Genomic DNA, 24,924 nt, shown 5'->3' with positions numbered 1-24,924 from the left:
CGTGGATAATCGGCTACTGGGACACTCTAGGGGATGAAAAGCCTAGAAGATAGCTGGCTATCCGGCTGTGGATAATTACACGGTTGTGGTTCCCGAAGCACCCCTGTGAGCCACTTCATCCACAGGCTGTTGGGGATACTTAGGAACAGCTGGGGACAGCCGTTACGGGGCGCCCCGGTTTGACTCGGGCTTTCAGATTGCCCTAACGTTGTGAAGTCCTTTGTGTCCGCTTTTTGGCCCCATCTGAACATCCAAGCGCAATGCGCCTGGAGCAGCCGGGGGAAGCGTGCATATACAAAACTTAGCGTCGGCCAGTTCTTCCCCATTACTGATCGGGTGGGCGCACCTTTGATCCACTGGAGTAACTAACGTGAGCAAGCGGACTTTTCAGCCGAATAACCGCCGTCGAGCCAAGAAGCACGGCTTCCGCCTTCGTATGCGTACCCGTGCCGGCCGTGCCATCCTGGCAGCCCGTCGTGGCAAGGGCCGCACCGAACTGTCGGCCTAAATAACTGGCTTATCGGTAGACATTCCTTTGCGAGTTTAAGGTGCTGGCCACCCGCAACCGCCTGAGGACCTCAACTGATTTTTCAACAACTGTACGTTCCGGTGTCCGCAATGGGCGCCGGAACGTAGTGTTATATGCGGCAGCCATTGCTGCCGACGAACCCAGCCGGATCGGGTTCATTGTTTCCAAGAGTGTAGGGAACGCTGTGGTCAGGAACCTCGTTAAGAGGAGACTGAGAGAAGCGGGTGCTGCATCGTTGCGCGAGCACGGTACAGGACTCGCTATCGTGGTGCGGGCGCTTCCTGCGTCCGCCTCGGCCAGCTGGGACCAGCTGCTGTCGGACTACAACGCTGCACTGGAATCGACGCTGAACCGGCTGGCCGGCCGCCCTCCACGGGCTGCCGCCAAGGGTTCAGCCGGTACAACACAGGAGGGGACACCGCGTGCCTAACGCCACCGCCGTCGTCGCCCATCTCCGCAACGTGATTGCCGCCGTCGGGAAGTTCCTCTGGAACCTGCCCCGGAACATCCTCATCCTTCTGCTGATGGCCTACCGCAAGGTGGTTTCTCCCTTGTACGGTCCAGTCTGCCGATTCTTCCCTTCATGCTCGGCCTATGCCCTGGAAGCGGTCACCGTCCACGGCGCCGTCAAGGGAAGCTGGCTTGCCGCCCGGCGGCTTGGCCACTGCCACCCATGGAACGCCGGTGGAGTGGACCACGTCCCCGCCGGCGGCCGGGAATGGCCTGCAGGCCAGACCCCCACAATTGTTGTGCTGAACAATCCGGACAGGTACCTGGTTGCTCGGACTGATGAAGAAGGCCGCAGTGCGGCCTGACGAATAGGGATAAGTATGGACTTCTTTGGAACAATCATGGCCCCGTTCAAGTGGCTGGTTTCAATCATCATGATTGGATTCCACGATGGCCTGAGCGCCATCGGGATGCCCGCTGCGAACGGCTGGACGTGGACACTGTCCATCATCGGACTGGTGCTGGTGATCCGTGCCGCACTGATCCCGGTATTCGTCAAGCAGATCAAGGCCCAGCGCGGCATGCAGCTGCTGCAGCCGGACCTGAAGAAGCTCCAGGACAAGTACAAGGGCAAGACTGACCAGCTGTCCCGCCAGGCGATGGCCCAGGAACAGATGGCCATGTACAAGAAGCACGGGACCAACCCGTTCTCGGCGTGCCTGCCCATGCTGATCCAGATGCCGTTCTTCTTCGCCCTGTTCCAGGTGCTCTCCGGTATTTCCGCCGCAAAGGACCAGGGCGCCGGCATCGGAGCCATGAGCCACGAGCAGGTAGTGGAATTCGACGCCTCAAGCATTTTCGGGGCTCCGCTGTCCGCCTCCCTGCTGCATGGCGGGGGTGGCGGCAACCAGGTCGCCGTGTGGATCCTTTCCATCGTGATGATTCTGGCCATGACTGCCTCGCAGTTCATCACCCAGAAGCAGATCATGGCGAAGAACATGTCTGAAGAAGCCATGGCCAGCCCGTTCATGCGCCAGCAGAAGATGATGCTGTACATCCTGCCCATCGTCTTCGGCGTCGGTGGCATTAACTTCCCCATCGGCGTGCTGATCTACTGGACCACCACCAACCTTTGGACGATGGGCCAGCAGTTCTTCGTCATCCGCCGCATGCCGACGCCGGGATCCCCCGCAGCCAAGGCCCTCGCCGAACGCCGTGCCGCCAAGGGCCTGCCGGCCCTGTCCGTCCTCAGCGGGAAACGGGATGAAGCAGCGGACGCCGCAGCGGCGGCCGCAGTTGAGATCAAGGCACAGCGCGTCCAGCCCCAGCGCAAGAACAGGAAGAAGAAGTAATGTCAGCTGAGAGCACCGAACACGCCTTTTCTGAAGAAATCGAAGATCAGGACGCGTCCGTGGGCCAGGACGATTCGTCCCCCAAGGGTTCCGCCGCCAGTCGCCTCGAAGAAGAGGGGGACGTGGCTGCCGATTACCTGGAAGAGCTGCTGGACATCGCCGACATCGACGGTGACATCGACATCGAGGTCCGCAACGGACGGACCTACATCTCCATCGTCGCCGAGGATGAGGCCGAGGGGCTGGAGGGCCTGGTTGGCGAAGACGGTGAAGTCCTGGAAGCTTTGCAGGAGCTCACCCGCCTGGCAGTGCTGTCCGCAACGGAGAACCGTTCGCGGCTTGTCCTGGACATCAACGGCTACCGGCAGGAACGTACCGGGCATTTGCAGAAGGTCGCCGAGGACGCCGCGGCTTCCGTGAAGGAAACCGGCAAGCCGGTGGCCCTTGAGCCGATGAGTGCCTACGAACGCAAGATCGTGCACGACGCCGTGGCCGATCTCGGCCTTGTCAGCGAGTCCGAGGGCGAAGGCGCCGGACGCCACATTGTTGTTTCCGCAGACTAGAGAATGCTGACCCAATAGTTATGGTTGACATCACGGCAGCAGAGCTTCGCGCTGCTGAGAAGATCTTCGGCCACCGCCTCGAGCTGGCCAAGCGGTATGTTGAGCACCTCGCCACGTCCGGGACGGAACGGGGCCTGATTGGCCCGCGCGAGGTTCCCAGGCTGTGGAGCCGCCACGTGCTCAATTGCGCGGTCATTGAAAGCGAGATCGCCCAGGGGAGCCATGTGGTCGACGTCGGAAGCGGCGCAGGACTGCCTGGTCTTTGCCTTGCCATCGCGCGTCCCGACCTTGAGCTGACCCTCATCGAACCGCTGGAGCGCAGGGTGATCTGGCTCCAGGAAGTGGTTGATGACCTCGGCCTGGACAATGTCACGGTGATGCGTACGCGGGCCGAGCTGGCCGTGGGACACGTGGAGGCCGATGTGGTGACGGCCCGCGCCGTTTCGGCGTTGACCAACCTTGCCGGCCTTACCATCCCGCTGTTGGGAGGGCACGGTGAAGTGGTGGCGATCAAGGGCCGCAGCGCCGGCGAAGAGATCGAGAAGGCGGCAAAGACCATCCGCAAGCTGGGTGGTGTGGAGACCTCGGTGCTGACGGTGGGTGACAACCTGCTGGAAGAACCCACCACGGTGGTCCGCATCGTGGTGAACAAGTCCCAAAAGAAGTCCTAACGCGGGCCCGCTGACGGCTGTCAGCAGGTGCGAGCAGTTAGGCTAGACAACGGCAGCAAAATTGGCTGAACGAGAGTGAGTGTGCCCCAGTGACCAGTAGTGAAGCCTCCGCACAACGGATCCCGCCGTTTGTGTCCTTGGGGTCGGCACGTTCTGTCGCTGGGTCAGGACTGTCGGGTACCGCCACGGCTCCGGGTCGGGGCGGTAATCACCCTAAAACGGTTTCCTCTCCCTCTTCCGGAAGCGTGGTTTCACGTGAAACAACCTCCAGCGGTCGCTCCAACGTCATTGACGCCATCGACGACTCGAGCCCCATCGCCCGTGAGCTTGCCCACGAGACGAAGCGCCGTGAGCGCTTGATGGGGCGAAAGCTTCCGCGCCCGGAAAAGACCCGGATCTTCACGGTGTCCAACCAAAAGGGCGGAGTGGGTAAAACCACCACCACCGTGAACATCGCCGCTGCGCTGGCTGCTGCCGGACTCAACGTCCTGGTCATCGATATCGATCCGCAGGGCAATGCTTCCACTGCATTGGGAATTGAACACCACGCAGACGTAGACAGCATCTACGACGTGCTGATCAATGACGTCCCGCTGGCTGATGTTGTTGCCCCGTGCCCGGACATCGGAAAGCTCATCTGTGCGCCGGCCACGATCCACCTCGCCGGTGCGGAAATTGAACTGGTATCGCTCGTGGCCCGCGAACAGCGTTTGCGGCGAGCCATCGACGTCTATGCCAAGGTGCGCGAGAAGAACGGTGAAGAGCGCCTGGACTACGTCTTCATCGACTGCCCGCCGAGCCTGGGCCTCCTGACCGTCAACGCTTTTTGTGCGGCCAACGAGGTCCTGATCCCCATCCAGTGCGAATACTACGCGTTGGAAGGCCTCAGCCAGCTCCTCAAGAACATTGAGATGATCCAAAAGCACCTCAATGCAGATCTTGTTGTCTCCACCATCCTGCTGACCATGTACGACGGCCGCACAAACCTCGCTGCACAGGTGGCCGCTGAGGTGCGCCAGCACTTCCCCGACCAGGTGCTCTCGGCCGTCGTGCCGCGGTCTGTGCGGATCTCCGAGGCCCCCAGCTACCAGCAGACCGTCATGACGTACGACCCTTCCTCAAGTGGTGCACTGTCCTACTTGGAAGCCGCTGCTGAAATAGCGGAACGCTAGAATCTTCAATACCGCAACGCACGGAGCCAGGCTGGTCCTGGGTCTACCACTGGAGGGATTTACCCATGAGCGAGAAGCGACGGGGCCTAGGCCGCGGTCTTGGCGCGCTGATTCCTAGTTCCGCCGCAGCCAATGGGTCCTCCGGTAACGGTGGGGCGGTGTCCCGGCCCGTGGATCTCTTCTTCCCCGAGGGCCGGAAGAAGACCGAACCGTTGGAGCAACCTGCGACCCCTGCGGCGCCTGCCGCTGCCAAGACCCAGGCAAAGGATTCTGCGGGTTCGAACAGCCGGTCCTCAGCCAAGCCGGCAGCCGCCAGTTCCTCTGGGGACAAGGTCAGTGAGGACGGGAAGAAGGATGCAGCTTCTGCTGCAGCTGCCGCTCCAACGAAAAAGGCTCCCGCCAAAAAGGCGCCCACTCCTGAGGCCAAGGCAGCAGCTGAAACTGACCCTTCAGTGGAAGCATCTGCTGCTGTGGCAGAGCGCAACGCCGATCCTGTTGCCGAACCTGCTGCCGCCGAGGTAACGAGTCCTGTGGACTCCGGTGTCGAGCTCGTGGAGGTTCCGGGCGCCCGTTTCGCGGAAATCCCCGTTGCCGATATCCATCCCAACCGGAAACAGCCCCGAAGCGTCTTTGATGAAGACGACATGGCCGAGCTTGTTCATTCCGTGCGGGAAATCGGCGTCCTTCAGCCAATTGTTGTCCGTACTTCAACCGAACACGGTAGCGAGCCCTATGAGCTCGTCATGGGTGAGCGCCGCTGGCGTGCTGTGCAGGCAGCAGGGCTGGAAACCATCCCCGCCATCATCCGTGACACAACGGATGACGACCTCTTGCGGGATGCCCTGCTCGAGAACCTTCACCGCAGCCAGCTGAACCCCCTGGAAGAGGCGGCGGCTTACCAGCAGCTCCTGGAGGACTTCGGCACCACCCACGAGCAGCTGGCGGACCGTATCGGCCGTTCCCGACCCCAGGTGTCCAACACACTTCGTCTCCTCAAGCTGCCCCCGCTGGTGCAGCGCCGCGTGGCCGCCGGTGTGCTGTCCGCAGGCCATGCCAGGGCCCTTCTGTCGCTTCCGGATGCAGCAGCCATGGAGCGGCTGGCCCAGAAGATCGTGGCGGAAGGAATGTCCGTTAGGGCAACAGAGGAAGCAGTGACCCTCTACCAGGATCCTGCCAAGTCTGCCAAGAACAACATTCCGCGCCCCGGTGCCAGGCACGAACGGCTTGACTATCTTGCATCCTCGCTCTCTGACCGTCTTGACACCAACGTCAAGATCTCGCTGGGTGTCAGGAAAGGCAAGGTCAGTATCGAGTTTGCCAGCGTTGAGGACTTGAACCGGATCATGGACGTTCTGGCTCCGGGTTCCAGCAACTAGTCTCTGAGAAAGGCCCGATTCCTTGTGGATCGGGCCTTTCTCATGTCTTGGGGGCCTAGAGGCGTATCCAGACCGCCCGACGGCATGCTGTTAGGGGGAGGTTCTCATCCCTGTAACCGCCCCTACCGGCATCTTGTCATTTCGCTGCCCCTTGTCCGCGTCGGAAAGGGAGACGCCAGGCACTGTCGTCAGCGTGCAGGTTTTGGTCGCTTGGCAGGCGAGGAGCAGCCCGCGCCCTCCCCGTCTCGAGCGTACCGAAATGGACGTCTGAAGGGTTTTTCCTGGTCCAGGAGTATTTCGCCACGATTCGCGCGTCTAGTGAGCGGTTGAAGAGGTTTCCGATCCGCACTTCTGGGATTCCACCAAGCGTTCATGATCCTTGCCCGGATCGCGTTTCACTGCGTTGACGTCCCGCGGCTACGTTTCACGTGAAACCCTGACCGTCCAGATCTTCCGAGGTCGTCTGATGCATTCGTTCGGGTGCTGGAGCTCCCCTGATATGAGGCGTCTGCATCGTAGAAGCCAGCAGCGTCCGCCCTTTTCCGCCCGTTACGGGCAAATGGCGTTGGACAACGGGCATTTCTCGCTGCTCAGAAGGAACGGTGAAGCTGGCACTGACTTGAGCGGGTGGAGGCGCAGGCCGTGAGCTCCCAAGCGCACGCCACTCCCAGGGCAGGACACGGTCTATGAGTCACTCATCCGGCAGCTAGCGCCTACCGCCGGTTCAAGGTATCTCCTGGTGTGCTTCACTTGTCATCTCTCGGCGATCTGTACTAGATGCGTGGATGACCGCCCTGGCTGCACATGAGCCGTGCGCTGATACGGCCACCAGACTGATGGGGTCCCCCGCATTCAGTGACGCAAGAATCCGATGCCTCACTGCCACTGCCAGCCGCCTGCCCCTGACGCGGCTCACCCCCCGGTGAGGCAACGTGTGCTGCGCCGAAAGCCGCTTTCATAGTTACGGGACGGACTACTAGGAGCATCCGTTGGTGCTGGTTAGCCGGCGAGAAGATGACTCTGACTTTGTGAGACTTCGGCTCGTCGACGAGTGGTTGTCTGAGGGAAGAGCCTAGGCTGGTGGGGACGAGTACCGGTTTCACGTGAAACATACAGTGGCCCATGGTGGCGACTGCAGCGTTTCACGTGAAACATTCCACTGCACCTCGACTACCCTCCGTGGATGCGGGCCGGCACTTGTCGGCCGAGCACGGGATCGTCCCATAAGGTTCTGCACCCCTCCTCTGGCGTCCACCGCCGAGGACCGCACTCAGAGGTCTCCATTTGAAGCACGAATCCAAGTGGATCGCTATCGTACGGAGGCTCGTCTTCATAGGTAAAGCTACTTTCTTTGCCATGCCAACGCGTTTCGCGTGAAACAAGCGATACGCTGCGTCATGTAGGAGAACTAACTAGCTAGCTGTAGTCACGGCAGAGAGAGGGCATTGCAGGCGGATACCCCCGTCCACAAGGGCCCATCAACCCTCAATGGGCCTCAGCACGCCCGAGTCCTCGGTAAAACTAACGTGCTACTTAGTTGGTCTCAGTCGCTCGACACCTGGTACCGACCGGGAGCGACAGTAGCTATGCCTCTATACGCGGTGGTCCGGGTGACAGCCTGGAATACAAGCCGCGGGGATGTAGGGTGGCCTGCCTTGAAGTGTTTACGCGTTAGGGCTCGTCTCCCCTTGGAGATCGTTCTGTCCCGGTCAGGAGGCAGATCCAAAGCCGGAACGCCGCCCGCAGGTGAATAGGAAGTTTATGCTTCGGACTCGGGCCCTTTGACCATGCCCTCCATGGTGTTCCTCTGTAGCGGGCGACATCAGTCCCACAAACTGGTGCGCGAGGCCAGTACCGTTGGCACTTGAGGGCTATGCTCAGGGACGTAGCCCGCTACCTGGGGGCATGGCGACCTCCTCGAGCAACCGGCCGCGTGCTGCAGGAGGCCTCCGTATATGACATCCGAGGAGAGCCGCCACTCCTATTACCGGCCCATACGGACGGTTCCAGCTCATGTCTCGGGCTAGTCCTCCCCCTAGGCCTCTTGCTGACTCAGGGATGCTGCATAGCTGGTTGCCGGTAGTGAGCCTGCAGCAGTCCTGCCAGCGCACGGGTAAGGGGCTGACCCTGCGGACGTGCAGTCTTCTTGTCGGCGCAGGAGTTTCCGGCTGTTCCCTGGTAAAGGCTGTCTTCTAGTCGGGTCACCTGCTGGCGAGCAACCTTCCAGGAGGCCCCCCGCATTTCTGGTCGCCCGGGCCCAGATGCTGCAGGACCCGTTCTTACCGTGATGAGAAGGGCAGATTCCCAGTGGATATCCCTGTGGATAACCTTGGGGATATTGTCCGCCCACAGTTGACTGGGATTAGCCTCAGTGGCAGCGGCAAGCCGCTGGGCACGGCCGGACGCCTAGGGACGTGGAGCAGGTAGCGCGGGGTGTGCACGGGGATGTTTCACGTGAAACAGCTCGTGCTCACCGCACTAGAGCGCAAATCGTGAAAAATCGATGCAAATTGGTTACCTAAGAACCAACACAGCAGGCCTGGTAGACCAGATGAACCCGTGCTGCGTCAGAGAGATCACAGGACAAGAGTCTAGTATGAGTCAGTCCAGCTACGGGCCCCGCATTGAATCCAACTGGCTCAGATTCAGCGCAGCCGCAGGGCTGTGGATAAGTCTGTGGAATACCATGATGCTATGTTGTGGATAACAGTGTGGATAAGATCACAGTCCCCAGCCGCCTAGGGGTGTGGTCCAGCGACAGGACCACCGGAGGGGTCGCCGTATTCAGCCCTGTTCCTCCGTGCATATTCCAAGCCGCCGCCTGGGCCTCGGCGTGGGATAGAGGGGCGTTTTCGGTATGTACTGAGGGTGCTTCGATCGGACTCCTATTTGCCTGCAGGGGATGCATGCTCAGGGCGGGGGCAGGTGGTCATCGCTACGCGAAGCCACCGTGCATAGAACGGGTATATTCTACCAGCGAATACTCGAGCGGGAGAAGGCGACGCTGAAGAGCCCACACGATACTTGGTTCCTGGGGCGGGGGCCTACAGGGGCTGCCGGCGGTCCACCATTGCCCCGCACGCGCCGCATTCGGGCTGCCCCATCCAGGTCGGGTTGCCGGTTGGATCGCGGCCGGTCCCCCTGTTAGCCGGGGGCGGCGGTCGCACCGCCAGCCGGCGGTGATGCCAATCGCTTGCCACTGCCACGAGTCGGCGTGGTCCCGCTCTCTCTTAGTACGATAAAGCCGTGGCCGAGACCCTATTCGACCTCTCAGAGAGCTGTGCCCCGAGTGTTCAGGGCCGCCGTTTCACGTGAAACATTCCGGTGATCGCCAATGGCGTGTTTCACGTGAAGCAGTACAGGATTAGGTGGAGCGCAGGCGCGGTCTGGTCCGAGTTCCCAACCGCGTGATGGAACTACTTGTGAACCTGCGAATGGACATCGGGCATCCGCCAAAAGGCAGGCGGACGATCAAATCTATTGGGCACACTTCCTTCGGGCCCGGTCCTCACAACCGCGGCCCTGATTGTCACTTGCGATGCCGAGCCGCCACCATTTGTGGCGGGTGCCGGATCGCCCGCTACGGATCTGTGCGGGTAAGCGCCTGTGTATCTGGCAGACGACCTCCGGGGGCCCCTTTGTACGCAAGATGATGGCCAAACTAGGGGGACCTATCGTCGACTGGCGCCGTGACTCGCCGTCCTCTGTACCTGGCCCTTAAGTGCGCTCCCCCAAGGCTACCTGATCTACATCGGCACGCGTTTTGTCCAGCCGCATCCAATCCGGATCCGCGCATCTAAAAATCTGGTGTTCGGCACTCGTCAAGCCCTGCCGATGCACAAGGTTCTTATCCAGGTCCCTTTACCTTCGACTCTGGCACATACGTCACTGATGCGAATAACCCCCTTCCGTAATGGCGCAGGAAACAGGCTGGGCACTGGATCTATGTGCCTGGACGAAGAGCCATTTACCTGTTGAAGTCGGAGCCAACTCAGTTCCGCTCGATACACCCGCGATATGTGTGGAGTCTTCTCGTGCTATTCCTGCTTGAAGGTGACTTGCTCCGGGGTGCGAAGTGGTGAGCATGCCCGATGCTTAGCGGACAGATAGTGAGGCATGAGGCGCAGCATGTTTCACGTGAAACAGTCGCCGGCTGACCATCCCGGGTTCATCGGTGGGAGAGGTACCCGCCGCCTTCAATGGTGGTGAGTGCTCCAAGCAGGGGCATCCCCGGCGTTGCGGGCATAACGCCAAGCAAGCGTACTTGATGATTTTTCCCGTTCATCAATCGCCGGGGCACTCTGCCGGCGCTGCGGACAGTCGCACTCACCCGCAGGGGTGGCTGGCCTCAGTTACGGGCCGCGAAATCACTGTCGCCACAGGCCAAAAGCTGGGTGGTAACGAATCGGTGCGGTTGCAGGAGACAAGTTCCGCGCTGGTCGTGTTTCACGTGAAACGCAACGGCAAAGGCCACGACAGCGCCGGCGTCGGAGCATCCGCCCCGATAGATCCACGTCCCACATTTAGTGACATGATTACCAGAAATTCAGGAGCTGACATGCAAAAAGTGGCCACCGCCCGAAGGCAATGGCCACTTTCCGAAAACTCCTACATCGAACCCTGCAGGGCCCGTCCAAGATCAGGACAGAACGTCAGAGAATTCCTTTTCGAAGAACTGCTTCGGCTTGGCACCGATAACGGTGTTCTTCACTTCACCACCCTGGAAGAGGTAGACAGCAGGAATGGAAGTGATTCCGTACTGGGCAGCAATGGCAGGGTTGTCGTCGACGTTGACTTTGACCACGTCAACCTTCTCGCCGTACTCAACCGCAATTTCATCCAGGATGGGACCGAGCTTGCGGCAGGGGCCGCACCATTCGGCCCAGAAGTCAACGATTACCGGCTTATCGGCGGACAGGACATCGGTGCCGAAACTTGCGTCAGTTACATCTTTTGCGTTGCTCATAACCTTTTCTTTCTCTTCGAATAACAGTGGCGCAGATTATGCGGGCAGGTCTGCCAGGTAGTGTTCAACATCGATGGCTGCAACACATCCCGAACCCGAGGCGGTAATCGCCTGGCGGTAGGTGGGATCCACAACGTCACCCGCCGCGAAGACACCCGGGAGACTGGTCCGGGAGCTCCTTCCCTCTACGGCAATGGTTCCTTCCGGTGTCAGATCCAGGACGTCCTTGACGAGGTCGGTGCGGGGGTCATTGCCGATGGCGACAAATACGCCCGTCACGGGAAGGTCGGACAGGGAACCGTCCAAGAGGTTCTTCAGCCGCAGACCGGTCACCTTGTCCGTTCCCAGGACGTCATCGACGGTGCTGTTCCAGACGAAGTTGATCTTTTCGTGGGCGAGTGCGCGGTCGGCCATGATCTTTGATGCCTTCAACGAGTCACGTCGGTGGACAACCGTTACCGATTTCGCGAACTTGGTAAGGAACAGCGCCTCTTCCATGGCGGAGTCGCCGCCGCCGATGACAGCGATGTCCTGGTCCTTGAAGAAGAAACCATCGCAGGTTGCGCACCAGCTCACACCGTGGCCCGAGAGCCGCTTCTCATTGGGCAGACCCAATTCCCGGTACGCAGAGCCCGTGGAGAGAATGACAGCCTTTGCCTTGAAGGTCTCCCCCGTAGCGATGGTGACCGTCTTGACGGGGCCGTCGAGCTCAAGGGCAGTTACATCCTCGAACTGGATCTCCGTGCCGAACCGTGCCGCCTGCTTCTCGAAGTTTTCCATCAGGTCCGGGCCCATGATGCCTTCCGGGAACCCGGGATAGTTTTCCACGTCCGTGGTGTTCATCAGTTCGCCGCCGGCGGTTACCGAACCAGCCAGCAGCAAAGGCTTGAGGTTTGCCCTGGCTGTGTAGACGGCGGCCGTGTAGCCCGCCGGACCTGAGCCCACAATAATGACGTCGCGAACGTCCGACGCCGTCTTCTCTTCGATGGTCACTGGACCGTGAACCTCTTCCTTGTTCGACTCGCCTCCCCGTGGAGGCCGGCCACATGGCACAACTGTGTCCGGGTGCTGAATATTCCAGCGCCCGGACACCGTGGGCCATCGCAGGAGGCAGAGGTCCAGCCGTCGCAGGGCGCTCTTTGTAGACTACATTCCCTGCTGCTGTGGACTGGATTCCAGCAGCAGGTCTGCACTATTGCGACTGAGCGCTACTGAACCTTGATTTCGGCGAGCCGGAGACCGTAGCCGTACCGGGTCTTGGGGGCCGCAAGCTTGGGCAGCGCATTGATCGAGACGATGACGTACTGCGCCTGGACGGGTTCCGAAAGGGGCATGTTCAAGTCTGTGGACGTGAAGCTGTTTGTCCCCACTGCCTTGGCTCCGTCCATGGAAGGCCGGTCGTTGGTGTAAACGGTGATGTTGCCGCCCGATCCTCCGAGCTGGGAGAGCGTGATGGAAGAGATGGTGGCAGTGCCCTTCAACTTCACAACCAGCGGGACACCCTGGGGAGCCAGGCCCCCCCAGTTCTCCGTTGCGAACTCCATGTCCGACCAGTAGCTGGCGGCATTGCCGTCATATGCCTTGACCAGGTCACCGTCAAAGGTCGCGGCGAAATCAAAGTTCCCCTGGCGGGTGACACTTTCGATGGCCGGCGGGACGACCGGGGGCGCGGACGGGGCTGCCTGCGTTGCCGGTGCAGAGTTCTGCTGGGCGCTACTGGTAACAGGGGCAGCCGTCGGCTTGGCCTGTGGTTCCGACGTGAAGAGGCTTCCCAGATTGGTCACGGCAAAGATCAGGCCGGCGATCAGTACTACAGCCAGCAGTCCCCCAACCAGCCAGCGCATCGACCGGGGCTGGTTTTCGGACTCATCACGGTCATCGTCGTAGTCGTCGCGGTCAGCAAACGACACACCGGCGGCAGCGGGTGCTGCGGCGCGGGCGAAGAGCGCTGACTTGCTCTTGACCGGGCGGGGTTCCTCCGGTGCCTCGTCTGTGTCTTCGTAGTGGTCCTGGTCGGCCGCCTGGGCGTAGTCGTCATTGGACCAGAGGGACACCTTGGGCTTGCGTTCCCCGGCGGCGGGCTGGACACCTGCCGCAGTGTGGGCCACAGCAGCGGTATCGTTCGGGCCGGTGTCCGCGTCTGCGGAGGCTGAACGCTCGGACGTGGTTGCAGCATTGTGGGCCACAGGCTGCGCGGCGGTGGCATCGGGATCGGTCCGTGAGGAGCCCGTCCCCGTCTTCGTCGCGGGGGCCGCGGCACCAGCAGCCGCGGCACCAGCAGCTGCCGCGGCAGCGCCCGCACCGGCGGCAGCCGCGCCAGTGCGGCCCGTTGAAGCCGGCTGCTGGGCTGCGGGCCGGACCGGAGGCCTGGGCGGGACGGCAGGAGCCGACCGGGCAGGAGCCGGCCGGTCGGGAGCAGAACGGTAGGGATCAACCTGGTTGGGGTGCGAATCGGCGTAGCTGATGTAGCCTGCCTCGACGTGGTCTTCCTCGTCGTACGGTTCGGGTTCGTGCGACCTCGCCTGTCCGAAGATTTCACTGCCCAGCGTGTCCGTGAAGAACGGCTCCACGTAGGGCGGATTGGGGGCCACAACCAGGTCCAGGAGGTCGGCGGCCGAAGTGTGGTTGGTGATGAGGTAGGTGGCGTCCTCGGTTACGCCAAGGTCCAGGACCTGCACCGTTCCGGGACGTTCGCCGGTGGCCACTTCGCGGGCGCTCTGTGCAACCTGCTCCGTGTTCTCCGGTCCGGCAACCAGGATGCTGACCGGGCGGTTGAGGACCTGGTCCACACCATCCAGCACCAGATCGTGGTCGTGCGAGGCCAACACTGTGGCGGTGACCTTGTAGCGGCCGCCCAGTACTGATCCGACATCGATCGGGTTGGACACGTGTTCCTCCTAGACTGTCCGGGATTGCCGGCCTCGATGACGCAACCGCCCTTCAGGTGCCCGCGTCGCACGGCCTGCCCTGAATGCAACTACCCCTGTACCTGTTCGATCCTAGCCGATCCGCTCCCGGCGGCTGCGGAGAAGACGGGCGCCGCAGCGCACGGGATTTACTTTTTACGCTTGCGCCGGCTGCTGAAAAACGGGTTCTCGCCGGCCTTCCCCTGGTAGGTCCGCCGGCCGGGAAGGGGAATCTGTTCGCTGAGCAGTCCTCCACGGGCCGTGCTGGGCTGGTCCTCACCCGGCAGGTAGGCGCCTTCGGCACCCTGCGGCGGGCCGGCGTCGTACGGTTCCGGGCGGCGGGCCCCACGCTGGGGGTCCGGGCCCGCGCGGAACGAGACGGCGTCGAATTCGCCGGAAATTCGGGGAATGAGGCCAGTGTCCACGGAGGTGGTGGCCCGCTCGGGATGGTTTCCGCGGCCAGTGGGGGACCCTTCAGAAGGAGAGGGCGACGGCGCGTCCCCGGCTTCCGGAGCAGGGGCCTGGCCGCCCCGGCCAAACCGTCCCAGCAGGGGCCGCAGCATGTCGCTGAGCTCAGAGACGCGGAACACCCGGAGGAGCATAAAGTAGACGGCCAGCATGACGGGCCCGACGACGGCGAGCGTCACGAGTGCCTGGAGGCGGCCGCTCCACGCGAAGCCGTCCGGGTTGTAGCTGCCCATGAGCCACAGGGCGCCTGCGCCGGCAATGGCCGAGCCCAGGGCCGCGTACCCCATGCGGATGTACGAGTTGGCGATCCGCGGACCATCGAGGTGCCCCAGCATGCGGCGCAGGAAGAATGCGCTGATGACTACAGAGAGGATGTTGCCCACCATGTAGAGGACGGCGATGGCATAGATGATCTGGCCCACCGGCAGGAACTGGATTGCAAACGCACCGGCCATGTAGACCACTGCCAGGAGCAGCTGCACGTAGAACGGGGTGCGGGCGTCCTCGTTGGCGTAGAACACGCGGGACATCATGAAGTTGGCACTCATGAACGGGGTGCTGAGGGCCAGGATGGTCAGCGTCTGGGCCAGCATGACGCCGTCCTGCACCTTGCCGCCTGAGAAGAACATGCCCAGCGGACCTGCCAGGGCAAACAGCGCCAGGGCACCAAAGACGGTGGCCACGGCCATGGTCCGCAGACCGTGCGAGAGCGCATCCCGCAGTTCGGCCCGGTTGCCCTCCTGGGAGGCGCGGGTCATGCGGTTGAACAGCACGGTGGCCAGGGACAGCGCGATGATCGAGTGCGGCAGCAGGTACAGCTGGCTGGCCACCTCGAGGACGGCGTTGCCGGGCAGGGTGGACGCGGCCGGGTCCCCTGCCTCCTGCAGCCGGATGCGTTCAGCGCCGGGGATGGTGGCGATGCGCATGACATACAGGAAGGCCAGCTGCCCGACGGCGGCCGTCAGGAGCGTCCACACGCTCAGCTTGGCAGCGTGGCCAAGTCCCACGCCCCGCCAGCCGAACCGGGGTCGGAGTCCGAGTTTCAACCGGAAGACCGGCACCAGCAGGATGGCCGTCTGGGACAGCACGCCAATGGTGGAGAACCCCGCCACCAACAGTGTCTGCGTGGAACCCCAGTTGTCCAGGGTGTGGGTATTGACGTCATTGGTGCCAAAGATCCAAATGAACATCCCCAGGCCGGCGATGGCCACCACGTTGTTCAGGATGGGCGCCCACATGGCAGGGCCGAATGCGCCGTTGGCGTTCAGGACCTGGGTGAGCAGCGCGTAGAGGCCGTAGAAGAAGATCTGCGGCAGGCACCAGAACGCAAAGGTGACAGCGAGGGCCTTCTGCTGTGGCGAGTACCCCTGCGTGGTCAGTTCGATGACCCCAGGCGCCGCCAAGGTAACCAGTGCTGTCAGGCCGAAGAGGAGCAGGACAGCCAGCGTCAGCAACCGGCTGATGTAGTCCGCTCCCCTGTCCGGAGCCTTGCTGGCCTTAATGATCTGCGGGACCAGCACGGCATTGAACACTCCGCCGGCCACCAGGAGGAAGATCAGGTTGGGCAGGTTGTTGGCATTGATGAACGTGTCATTGACCGTTGAACCGAGGCCAAGGGCGGTGCCGAGCATCCAGGTCTTGGCGAAGCCCAGGAAACGTGACACGAGCGTCCCGGCAGCCATGATGGCGCTGGAACGGGTCTCGCTGACGCCTGCTGCTGCAGGCTCCGCAAGGTCCGGTGCCGCCGGCTCAGGGGGTACGCCATCGGGCGCGGCGTCATCGGGCCGGCCGGACCGGTCGGAAGGGAAGTTGGTAGCTGACATCGACTTCATCGTCTCACCCGCGCGCACTTAACACCGCAACGGCGACGGCGGCGTCCGGGCTTAAAGGTGTCCGGGCAGGACCTCACGGGCGAGGTCGGCGATGCGGCGTTCGTTGGGGAAGGACAGCTTCCGGGCCAACTCCTGGATCGGCACCCAGGCCACATCCACGGCTTCCTGGTCGGGATCGTTCTCGATGGTCAGCTCGCCGCCCGTGGCACGCAGCAGGTAATGGTGCACGGTCTTATGGACCCGGTGGCCGCTGACGGTGAACCAGTAGTCGATGCTGCCCAGCGGTGCCAGGATGATGCCCTCGATGCCGGTTTCCTCGGCGATTTCCCGGACCGCAGCCTCTTCGTTGTTTTCCTTGCCCTCCGGATGGCCCTTGGGCAGGCACCACTCGAGGCGTCCACCCCTGTTAAGGCGGGCGATAATCGCCACCCTCAATTCGGCGTCGGACGTGTCCACCACAACGCCGCCCGCCGACACTTCCTCCACCGTTGGCAGCGATGCCGGTGCCGACTGCTGGGCAGGGGCAACGTGCGCACCGATTGCCGACGGCAATGGTGCGTTTGTCCTCCTGCCTGGAGCGCTCGGTACTGGATGGGCCATGGAGTCCACTCTAACGACTGTTGCCCTCCCGTGATGACCGGAACATGACACCAACATGGACGGGATATGACGCACTTTCCGGAGGGGAAGACGAATCAGCGCGGATCGTGACGCTTTTTTGGACTGCCAAGGCGCTGGTTTCTGCCAAGCTTAAGGAACTATGGCGCACGCACATCACAAGATTGATTCCCACACTGTCGACTTCAAGGTGCCCCCGGTGGTCCGGGAGCTCGGGCAGCGCTTCGTGGACGCCGGCCACGAATTGTCCCTGGTGGGCGGTCCCGTGCGCGACCTGTTCCTGGGCCGGACATCCCCCGACCTCGACTTCACCACGGACGCCACCCCGGACCAGACCGTGGCCCTGGTCAAGAAATGGGCGGACAACTTTTGGGAGATAGGCCGGGCTTTCGGCACCATCGGCATGCGCAAGGCCGGTTTCCAGATCGAGATCACCACCTACCGGGCAGAGGCCTACGATCCTGATTCCCGCAAGCCTGTGGTGGCGTTCGGTTCCTCCCTGACGGATGACCTGCTGCGCCGGGACTTCACCATCAACGCCATGGCGCTGAAGCTGCCCTCCATGGAGCTGGTGGACCCCTTCGGCGGTGTCCGCGACCTGCACGCCTCCGTGCTGGCCACGCCGGGAGCGCCGGAAGCGTCCTTCTCCGACGACCCCTTGCGGATGATGCGCGCCGCACGGTTCGCCGCCCAACTGGGGGTCTCGGTCTCCGACGACGTCCGCGATGCCATGACGGGAATGGCGGACCGGATCAAGATCATTTCCGCGGAGCGCGTGCGGGACGAACTGGTCAAACTGGTGTGCGGGGCCCGGCCGCGGACAGGTATCGACCTCCTGGTGGACACGGGGCTGGCCGAGCATGTGCTGCCCGAGGTGTCCGCCCTCCGCCTCGAATCCGACGAACACCACCGGCACAAGGACGTCTACCAGCACTCCCTGCAGGTCCTGGAACAGGCGGCCGAGCTTGAAACGGACGCGCAGGGCCCCGTACCCGGGCCGGACTTCGTGCTCCGCTTCGCTGCGTTGATGCACGACGTCGGAAAGCCGGCTACGCGCCGCTTCGAGCCGGGCGGCGCGGTGAGCTTCCGCCACCACGACATGGTGGGTGCCAAGCTCACCAGCAAGCGCATGAAGGCGTTGCGGTTCGATAATGACACTACCAAGGCCGTAGCTCGGCTGGTGGAGCTCCATATGCGCTTCTATGGGTACGGCGACGCCGGCTGGAGCGACTCCGCCGTCCGCCGCTACGTCACGGACGCCGGGCCGCTGCTGGAGCGGCTGCACCGGCTTACCCGTTCCGACGTCACCACCAGGAACCAGCGGAAGGCCGAACGCCTGGCCTTCGCCTACGACGACCTCGAGTCACGGATCGCAGCCCTGCGTGAACAGGAGTCCCTGGACGCGGTGCGTCCGGACCTGGACGGTGCCCGGATCATGGAGCTGCTGGGCCTCAAGCCGGGCCCCGTGGTGGGGCGGGCCTACAAGTTCCTTCTGAATGAACGGATGGAGCACGGTCCGCTGCCCACCGAGGAAGCGGAGGCGCGCCTGCTCCGCTGGTGGGCCGAACAGCCTGAATCAGCACCTGCAGGACCCGGGGCCGAAGCCTCTCCCGCCGTCGTCGAACCTTCACCCGTTGAGGAGTCCAAGTGACCAGTCCCGCCCTAGCCCCGCGCCCCCAACTCTGGATCCTCCGCCACGGTGAGACTGAATGGTCCAAGAGCGGACAGTACACCGGCCTCACCGACCTCCCGCTGACCGTGGAAGGTGAGCAGCAGGCCGTGGAGGCCCGCAAGGTGCTGGACGGCGTCGATTTCGACCTGGTGCTCACTTCCCCGCTGCGGCGCGCACGGCGAACCGCCGAGCTGGCTGGATTCCCCGATGCCCGGCACGAGCCGCTGGCCGTGGAATGGAACTACGGCGACTACGAAGGCATCAGCTCCGACCTGATCCGCAAGGACAACCCCGATTACTTGATCTGGACCCACGGCGTGCCCAACGGCGAGACCCTGGACGAGGTGGCCGCGAGGGCGGACAAGATCATCGGCCGGATCCTGGAATCCGGGATGGATAACGTGCTGATCGTGGCGCATGGGCATTTCTCCCGGATCCTGACTGCCCGCTGGCTGGAATTGCCTCCCACGGAGGGACGGCACTTTGTCCTGGGGACTGCCAAGGTCTGCACCCTGGGATGGGATAAGAAGACACCCGCTATTGTCCGCTGGGGCCTCTAAAACTTATTTTTCGGGAAGTTTTACTCTTTCCCGGTAAATTGCTGGCAATTCACGGAAGCCTGCGGTACCTTTATTCCTGACCCCACGGTGACCCACCTGGGCTCCAGACCGCATCGCAATCCACGCAGCGGACAGCAGAAAAGGAGGTTGGGATAATGATGACTTTGACTGGCGAATGGAATGCCCCCATCAATGCGTTCCCGGCCTTTGCTGATTCCGCGCGCGTTGCCCCGGTCAATGCCGGCATGGGTGGGCCTGTCGCCCTCCCGGGCCTGCTGCGGCGCCGCTAACCGGCACCAGCCTTCTCCGTCGGGACTGCCGCTGCGGTATCCGGCCAGTTCCTGCCGGCAACGGACTGCTGCGGCTCTCCGCTGATTCCCTGAAGCAGTTCCTGGCGTAGCCACGTGCCCTGCCTTCGAACGGTCCTTGCCCGGAGAACCTGGCAGCAGGCTTTTGCAGTTCCGCATAAGACTCTTTCGCCGCGGCCTGTCTGATTGCGCTGATGTGTGCAATTTTCCCTGATTCCTTTTGTGGAATTCCCGCACCGTTTTTGCATGCTCTTCTATGCCCTAAAACGGTGCTTATTTGTGGTGCCCTTTTTCATTCCTGATTATCAAAGAAAGGAGGTGGCTCCCTTGATACGACGAATCCTGGGAATCCTGTCCCGGCCCCTGCAGCGCCGCAGTTCCCTGAACAGTGCCCTGCTGGAGCAGCACCGGAACGACGTGTTCGTGCTGATGCACCAGCAGTTGGGCGGACTGCGCTGACAGCCGGCCCCGAACCTGGGGGAAGGGGCCGGCTGTAAGCTCGATTCCATGCACGAGACCCAGCCGCCGGAGGATGCACGACGGCCCCGCATCGTGGTGCCCAGCCGCAGTGATTCCCTTCTGAGGAATTTCACCGAGGTGATCGGCGGCCCGCTGGGGACCAGGGCTGATCCCGGCGTGGTCACACCGGGTATTTTCACTGTGGAGCGGGTGCTCATTGGCCTCACGGCGCTGGCGGCCCTGCTGGGGATCCTGTTGAAGGGTTACTGCAGGGTCAACGGGTGGTCGACGCCCACACAGTTCTATGCCACCTGCTATTCGGACTTCCCGGAGCTGTTCAGGAACCGCGGCATGGCGGCGGGGCTCTTTCCCATCCTGGGCAGCGGGAGCCAGTTTGAATACCCGGTGCTCATCGGTTTGATCGCGGGGCTGACGGCATGGCTGGTGCCAGGTGGGGATATCAACGCCCAGGCTCTGGCCTACTTCGACATCAACGCAGTCCTGCTGGCGGCGGTTGCCATCCTCACCGTGCTGGTGACGGCCCGCATGCCCGGCCGGCGTCCCTGGGACGCCGCCATGGTGGCGGTGGCGCCGGGAATCGTACTGGCCGGAACCATCAACTGGGACCTTTGGGCTGCGTGCCTGCTTGCGTTGGGGATGTACTTCTTTGCCCGGCAGCGCCTCGTTTCCGCCGGAGTGATGATCGGCCTGGCAACAGCCACCAAGGTGTATCCGCTCCTGGTGCTGGGGGCCATCCTGCTGCTTGCGGTGCGTACCGGAAGGTGGCGCCCGCTGCTGGTAACCGCCGGCAGTGCTGCTGCCACGTGGCTGGTGGTCAATCTGCCCTTCGCTGTCGCCAACCCCTCCGGCTGGGCCTATTTCTTCCAGTACAGCGCCGACCGGGGTGCCGGTTACAGCTCAGCCTGGTTCGCCTACAACCTTGTGGCTGACCGGCTGGGCTGGTCCGGGCTTGGTGCCGAAGGCGTCAGCGTTCTGTCCACGGGACTCTTTGTGCTGGCCTGCGCCGGGATTGCCGCTGTTGCCCTGACGGCACGCCGCCGCCCACGGCTTGCGCAACTCGCGTTCCTGGTTGTGGCTGCCTTCATCCTGACCAGCAAGGTCTATTCGCCGCAGTACGTCGTGTGGCTCATTCCGCTGCTGGCCCTGGCCCGGCCACGCTGGCGCGACTTCCTGGTGTGGCAGGGCATCGAAGCCCTGCACTGGGCGGCGATCTGGATGTACCTTGGTCAGGTGACCAGCGCAGGTTCCTCCCAGCACAACCTGGACATGCCGTACTACGTCCTCGCCGTAGCTGCGCACATGGCCGCGGTGGGCTACCTCATGGCACGGGTCGTCTGGGATATCTACGACCCCGCGTACGACCCCATCCGCCGGCACCACCTTGATGATCCGCACGGCGGCCCTTTCGCGAATGCGCCGGACCGGTTCCGGTTGAAGCCATTCCGGCCGGGCGCCCCGCTCCTTCCTCCGAAAGCAAGGTCGCATGCCTGATGTCGCGGTAGTAGGCTCCGGTCCCAACGGACTTTCGGCAGCAGCGGTCATGGCGCGGGCCGGGCTCTCAGTGGAGGTCTTCGAGGCTGCAGCCAAAATCGGTGGTGGAACCCGGACCACGGAGCTGATGCAGCCGGAGCACTTCCATGACGTCTGCTCCGCGGTGCATCCCATGGCCGTTGCATCCCCTTTCTTCCGTGCCTTCGAGCTGCCCCGGCGGGTGGACCTTGTCACTCCGGACATTTCCTTCGGTTCGCCGCTGGACGGCGGCCGCGCAGCGCTGGCCTACAAGTCGCTGGACAGGACAGCGATGGAACTGGGGCAGGACGGCCCCGCCTACCGGCGGCTCATGGAACCCCTGGTCCGGCATATCGACGATGTCATGGACTTCACCCAGAACCAGCTCCTCCGGATCCCCCGGAACCCCCTGGTCGCGGGGATCTATGGACTGCGGACCCTGGAACAGGGGACCGGATTGTGGAACGCCAGATTCCGGGACGACCTTGCCCCGGCCCTCCTCAGCGGTGTGGCCGCGCACGCCATCTCCCATTTGCCCTCCCTCGCAGCCTCCGGAGCCGGACTCATGCTCGGCGCCCTGGGGCACGCCGGCGGATGGCCCATCCCCCGCGGCGGCTCGGCGTCAATCGCGGCAGCACTTGCCGATGACATCCGGGCCCACGGCGGTGTCATCCACACCGAAACCCCGATCGACCGGCTGGAACAGCTTCCCGCCACCCGCGCCACCCTCCTGGACGTGGCCCCCGCGGGGCTGCTCGGCATGGCAGGCAGCGCCCTTCCCGCCCACTACCGGCGGGCCCTGGAGCGCTTCCGCTACGGCAACGGCTCCTGCAAGGTGGACTTCATCCTGTCCGGGCCGGTGCCGTGGCAGGCCGCCGGGCTTTCGGACGCCGGCACGGTGCACGTGGGCGGCACGCGTGCAGAACTGGCCCGCTCGGAGAACGAGGTCAGCTCCGGACGCCATCCCGAACGGCCCTACGTGCTGGTGGCCCAGCCTTCCCGCTTCGACTCCAGCCGCGCCCCGGCGGGCCGGCACACGCTGTGGACCTACTGCCACGTGCCCTCCGGCTCAACACAGGACATGACCAGCCAGGTGGTGGCCCAACTCGAACGGTTCGCGCCCGGCTTCCGTGACCTGGTGGTGGAATCGCACGTCATCACCGCGGCGGAGTTGGCTGAGTACAACCGCAACTACATCGGGGGCGATTTCAGCGCCGGTGTGATGGACGTCCGCGGGCTTGTCCAGAAGCCGGTGGTGTCCCCCGTCCCGTGGCGGACCCCGCTGCTGGGTGTCTACCTCTGCTCGTCGTCCACACCTCCCGGCCCCGGGGTCACGGGAATGCCCGGGATGCACGCGGCAAAGTACGCCCTCAAGGACATCTTCAAACTGCCGGTCCCGGATCTGGGGCTTTCCTAGAGGTACCGGTGACGGCCGGTGCAGGCGCCGGGAATGGCATTTCCAGCGCCCGGGCCGGGGGATAATGGCGCGATGGGGAAATCAACAAAACTTTCGCTTGCCATAGCTGGACTCATCCTTGGTACCTCGCTGGTGGCCTGCGACGACGGAAAATCCGGGGCGGAAGCCGCGGCACAACAGCTTGCCGGCGCGGTTTCGGCGCTGGACGTAGGGTCTGTGGCTTTCGAAGGCAAGGATGCCGCCGCGGCCAACGACCAGCTGCACCAGGTCTTTGCCGGCCTGGACCCGCAAAAGCCCGAGGTCCAGGCCGGTGCCCTGACGCTGGACGGAGACAAGGCGTCCGCGCCCTTGAACTACACCTGGAAATTCGGCGATGCCGAGTGGAAGTACACCATCGCGGCCAACTTCAAGAAGTCCGGTGACAAATGGCTCACCGTCTGGGACCCGGCCATCCTGGCACCAGGCCTCGCGGACAGCGAGATTGTGACCAAGGGATCCCAGTCCCCCCAGCGCGCCGACATCCTTGGCGCCGGAGACGTCCCGCTGGTGACCTACCGTCCCGTGGTGAATGTGGGCATCGACAAGCCCCAGCTGGGCGCCGCAGATCCTGCCGATTCCGCCGGAAAGCTGGCAGCACTGGTAGGGGTGGACCCGGCCGCGTACGTGCAGCAGGTAAAGGCGGCCGGGGCGCAGGCCTTCGTTCCCGCGATCACGCTGCGTGAAGAAGGCCGGACCATTTCCGATGAGCAGATCCAGGCCATTCCCGGCGCCCGCGGCATTCCGGCATCGATCCCCCTGGCCCCGAGCAGGACGTTTGCCCGCGCAGTCCTTGGCTCGGTCGGCGAAGCCACCGCAGAACAGATCGACGCGTCGAAAGGTGCCCTGACCGCCGGCGACGTGACGGGCATCGGCGGGCTCCAGCGGCAGTATGATGAACAGCTTCGCGGATCAGACGCCGTCGTGATCCGCGCGCAGCGGGCAGACCTGACCCGGGAACAAATCCAGTCTGCGGGAACGGATCCCCGGCGGGTCCTTTTCCAGGTGGCGCCCAAGCCCGGGACGCCGTTGAAGACCACGCTCGATCCCCGTCTGCAGTCGCTGGCTGAAACCACCCTGGAAAAGGTGGGGCCGGCCTCCGCGATAGTGGCCCTCCGCCCCTCCACGGGCGCAGTTTTGGCAGCGGCCTCGGGGCCTGGCAGCAACGGTTACAACACCGCGATGCTGGGGCAGTACGCCCCGGGCTCCATTTTCAAGATGGTGGATTCCCTCGCCATGTTCCGCAACGGAATGACGCCGGATTCCACCGTACAGTGCACCCCAACGCTCGCTGTCGACGGACGGACCTTCAAGAACTCCGAAGGCTATCCCGAGACCTCCCTGGGCGCCGTCACGCTGCGGGACGCCTTTGCGCACTCCTGCAACACCGCCTTCATCTCGCAGCGCGACGCGGTTTCACAGGGCCAGCTTGAAGCGGCCGCCACGTCCATGGGTGTGGCCGTTGAGGCGCCCAAACTTGGTGCGGAGGCGTTCCTGGGGTCCGTTCCCGGCGAGGCCCAAGGCACGGAGCACGCAGCCTCCATGATCGGCCAGGGCAAGGTGCTGCTCTCTCCTTTGGCAGCAGCGATCATGGCCGGATCTGTCGCCAAGGGTGCTCCGGTCTCTGCCCAGCTTGTCCTGAATCCCGACGCCGGAGCTCCCGCCGCCGGGACAACGGCGGGATCCACTGCTCCAGCAGCCGAAGCGACGGCGACGGCCACGGCCGAGGCGCCCTCCACGGCGTCGGACAAGCCCATCACCGCAGCGGAGGCGGCCTTGCTGGCCGACATGATGCGCGCCGTGGTCACGTCCGGGCACGCAGGCTTCCTTTCCAGCGTCCCCGGTGCTCCGGTGGGAGCCAAGACCGGAACGGCCGAGTTCGGCACGGAGAACCCGCCCAAGACCCACGCCTGGATCGTGGCCGTCCACGGCGACCTCTCCGTGGCCGTCTTCGTCGAGGACGGCGGCCTGGGCGCCACCACCTCCGGCCCGCTCCTGAAGCAGTTCCTCACCGCGGCCGGCTAGGTACGGCATGGGAA

20 protein-coding genes are annotated in these 24,924 nt (G+C 63.4%); 15 read left to right on the top strand and 5 right to left on the bottom strand.

Features of this window, described 5'->3' with window-relative positions:
* Window positions 1-370 precede the first annotated feature (370 nt).
* The 8 genes from rpmH (at window position 371) to VIK36_RS21705 (ending at window position 6,113) form a co-directional block, all read left to right on the top strand.
* The gene (gene rpmH / locus VIK36_RS21740; protein WP_003800212.1) at window positions 371-508 is read left to right on the top strand and encodes a 50S ribosomal protein L34; all 138 of its coding nucleotides are present in this window, start codon (window positions 371-373) and stop codon (window positions 506-508) included.
* A gap of 40 nt (window positions 509-548) precedes the next feature.
* Window positions 549-959 carry a ribonuclease P protein component gene (gene rnpA / locus VIK36_RS21735; RefSeq protein ID WP_255173834.1) on the top strand — a complete coding sequence of 137 codons (411 nt, stop codon included), beginning with the start codon at window positions 549-551 and terminating at the stop codon, window positions 957-959.
* Window positions 952-1,344: a membrane protein insertion efficiency factor YidD gene (gene yidD / locus VIK36_RS21730; protein ID WP_255173833.1), complete on the top strand. Its 393-nt coding sequence runs from the start codon at window positions 952-954 to the stop codon at window positions 1,342-1,344. The genes rnpA and yidD overlap by 8 nt, the downstream gene beginning before the upstream one ends.
* Before the next feature lie 15 nt (window positions 1,345-1,359).
* Window positions 1,360-2,331: a membrane protein insertase YidC gene (yidC, locus tag VIK36_RS21725; protein ID WP_255173832.1), complete on the top strand. Its 972-nt coding sequence runs from the start codon at window positions 1,360-1,362 to the stop codon at window positions 2,329-2,331.
* Complete coding sequence (locus VIK36_RS21720) at window positions 2,331-2,894, top strand: protein jag (RefSeq protein WP_255173831.1); 564 nt, start codon at window positions 2,331-2,333, stop codon at window positions 2,892-2,894. Before yidC ends, VIK36_RS21720 begins: the two co-directional genes overlap by 1 nt.
* A gap of 20 nt (window positions 2,895-2,914) precedes the next feature.
* The gene (gene rsmG / locus VIK36_RS21715; protein WP_324643621.1) at window positions 2,915-3,565 is read left to right on the top strand and encodes a 16S rRNA (guanine(527)-N(7))-methyltransferase RsmG; all 651 of its coding nucleotides are present in this window, start codon (window positions 2,915-2,917) and stop codon (window positions 3,563-3,565) included.
* 89 nt (window positions 3,566-3,654) lie between these two features.
* A complete protein-coding gene (locus VIK36_RS21710; RefSeq protein ID WP_324643620.1) occupies window positions 3,655-4,737 on the top strand; it encodes a ParA family protein in 1,083 nt (360 codons plus the stop codon).
* Window positions 4,738-4,802: 65 nt separating this feature from the next.
* Window positions 4,803-6,113 carry a ParB/RepB/Spo0J family partition protein gene (locus VIK36_RS21705; RefSeq protein ID WP_255173828.1) on the top strand — a complete coding sequence of 437 codons (1,311 nt, stop codon included), beginning with the start codon at window positions 4,803-4,805 and terminating at the stop codon, window positions 6,111-6,113.
* A 4,639-nt stretch (window positions 6,114-10,752) separates the two neighbouring features.
* On the opposite strand, the gene trxA is transcribed toward VIK36_RS21705, so the two are convergent.
* The 5 genes from trxA to VIK36_RS21680 all read right to left on the bottom strand — a co-directional run bounded on the left by trxA (window position 10,753) and on the right by VIK36_RS21680 (window position 16,837).
* Window positions 10,753-11,079 (bottom strand): thioredoxin, encoded by a 327-nt coding sequence (trxA, locus tag VIK36_RS21700; RefSeq protein WP_159629398.1) that lies wholly within the window; start codon window positions 11,077-11,079, stop codon window positions 10,753-10,755.
* A gap of 36 nt (window positions 11,080-11,115) precedes the next feature.
* Window positions 11,116-12,072, bottom strand: a complete 957-nt coding sequence (gene trxB, locus VIK36_RS21695) for a thioredoxin-disulfide reductase (protein ID WP_255173826.1) — start codon at window positions 12,070-12,072, stop codon at window positions 11,116-11,118.
* 215 nt (window positions 12,073-12,287) lie between these two features.
* Window positions 12,288-13,967, bottom strand: a complete 1,680-nt coding sequence (locus VIK36_RS21690; protein WP_324643619.1) for a discoidin domain-containing protein — start codon at window positions 13,965-13,967, stop codon at window positions 12,288-12,290.
* Window positions 13,968-14,134: 167 nt separating this feature from the next.
* Complete coding sequence (gene murJ, locus VIK36_RS21685) at window positions 14,135-16,276, bottom strand: murein biosynthesis integral membrane protein MurJ (RefSeq protein WP_324643618.1); 2,142 nt, start codon at window positions 16,274-16,276, stop codon at window positions 14,135-14,137.
* 60 nt (window positions 16,277-16,336) lie between these two features.
* The gene (locus tag VIK36_RS21680; RefSeq protein WP_159629410.1) at window positions 16,337-16,837 is read right to left on the bottom strand and encodes an NUDIX hydrolase; all 501 of its coding nucleotides are present in this window, start codon (window positions 16,835-16,837) and stop codon (window positions 16,337-16,339) included.
* A gap of 208 nt (window positions 16,838-17,045) precedes the next feature.
* Here VIK36_RS21680 and VIK36_RS21675 point away from each other — a divergent pair, with 208 nt between their 5' ends.
* The 7 genes from VIK36_RS21675 (at window position 17,046) to VIK36_RS21645 (ending at window position 24,910) form a co-directional block, all read left to right on the top strand.
* A complete protein-coding gene (locus tag VIK36_RS21675; RefSeq protein ID WP_255173823.1) occupies window positions 17,046-18,554 on the top strand; it encodes a CCA tRNA nucleotidyltransferase in 1,509 nt (502 codons plus the stop codon).
* On the top strand, window positions 18,551-19,135 hold the full coding sequence (locus VIK36_RS21670) for a histidine phosphatase family protein (RefSeq protein WP_159629414.1): 585 nt from the start codon (window positions 18,551-18,553) through the stop codon (window positions 19,133-19,135). The genes VIK36_RS21675 and VIK36_RS21670 overlap by 4 nt, the downstream gene beginning before the upstream one ends.
* 155 nt (window positions 19,136-19,290) lie before the next feature.
* On the top strand, window positions 19,291-19,425 hold the full coding sequence (locus tag VIK36_RS21665; RefSeq protein WP_255173822.1) for a hypothetical protein: 135 nt from the start codon (window positions 19,291-19,293) through the stop codon (window positions 19,423-19,425).
* A gap of 345 nt (window positions 19,426-19,770) precedes the next feature.
* Window positions 19,771-19,902, top strand: coding sequence for a hypothetical protein (locus VIK36_RS21660; protein WP_255173821.1), 132 nt, complete (start codon window positions 19,771-19,773; stop codon window positions 19,900-19,902).
* A 48-nt stretch (window positions 19,903-19,950) separates the two neighbouring features.
* Window positions 19,951-21,414 carry a glycosyltransferase family 87 protein gene (locus tag VIK36_RS21655; protein WP_255173820.1) on the top strand — a complete coding sequence of 488 codons (1,464 nt, stop codon included), beginning with the start codon at window positions 19,951-19,953 and terminating at the stop codon, window positions 21,412-21,414.
* On the top strand, window positions 21,407-22,849 hold the full coding sequence (locus VIK36_RS21650; RefSeq protein ID WP_255173819.1) for a phytoene desaturase family protein: 1,443 nt from the start codon (window positions 21,407-21,409) through the stop codon (window positions 22,847-22,849). Before VIK36_RS21655 ends, VIK36_RS21650 begins: the two co-directional genes overlap by 8 nt.
* 72 nt (window positions 22,850-22,921) lie before the next feature.
* On the top strand, window positions 22,922-24,910 hold the full coding sequence (locus VIK36_RS21645) for a penicillin-binding transpeptidase domain-containing protein (RefSeq protein ID WP_324643616.1): 1,989 nt from the start codon (window positions 22,922-22,924) through the stop codon (window positions 24,908-24,910).
* Window positions 24,911-24,924: the final 14 nt, after the last annotated feature.

The organism is Pseudarthrobacter sp. LT1 (assembly GCF_035621795.1).
Taxonomy (GTDB): Bacteria; Actinomycetota; Actinomycetes; order Actinomycetales; family Micrococcaceae; genus Arthrobacter.
The sequence above is the reverse complement of the archived record's forward strand: the minus strand, read 5'-3'. Positions and strand labels throughout refer to the sequence as shown.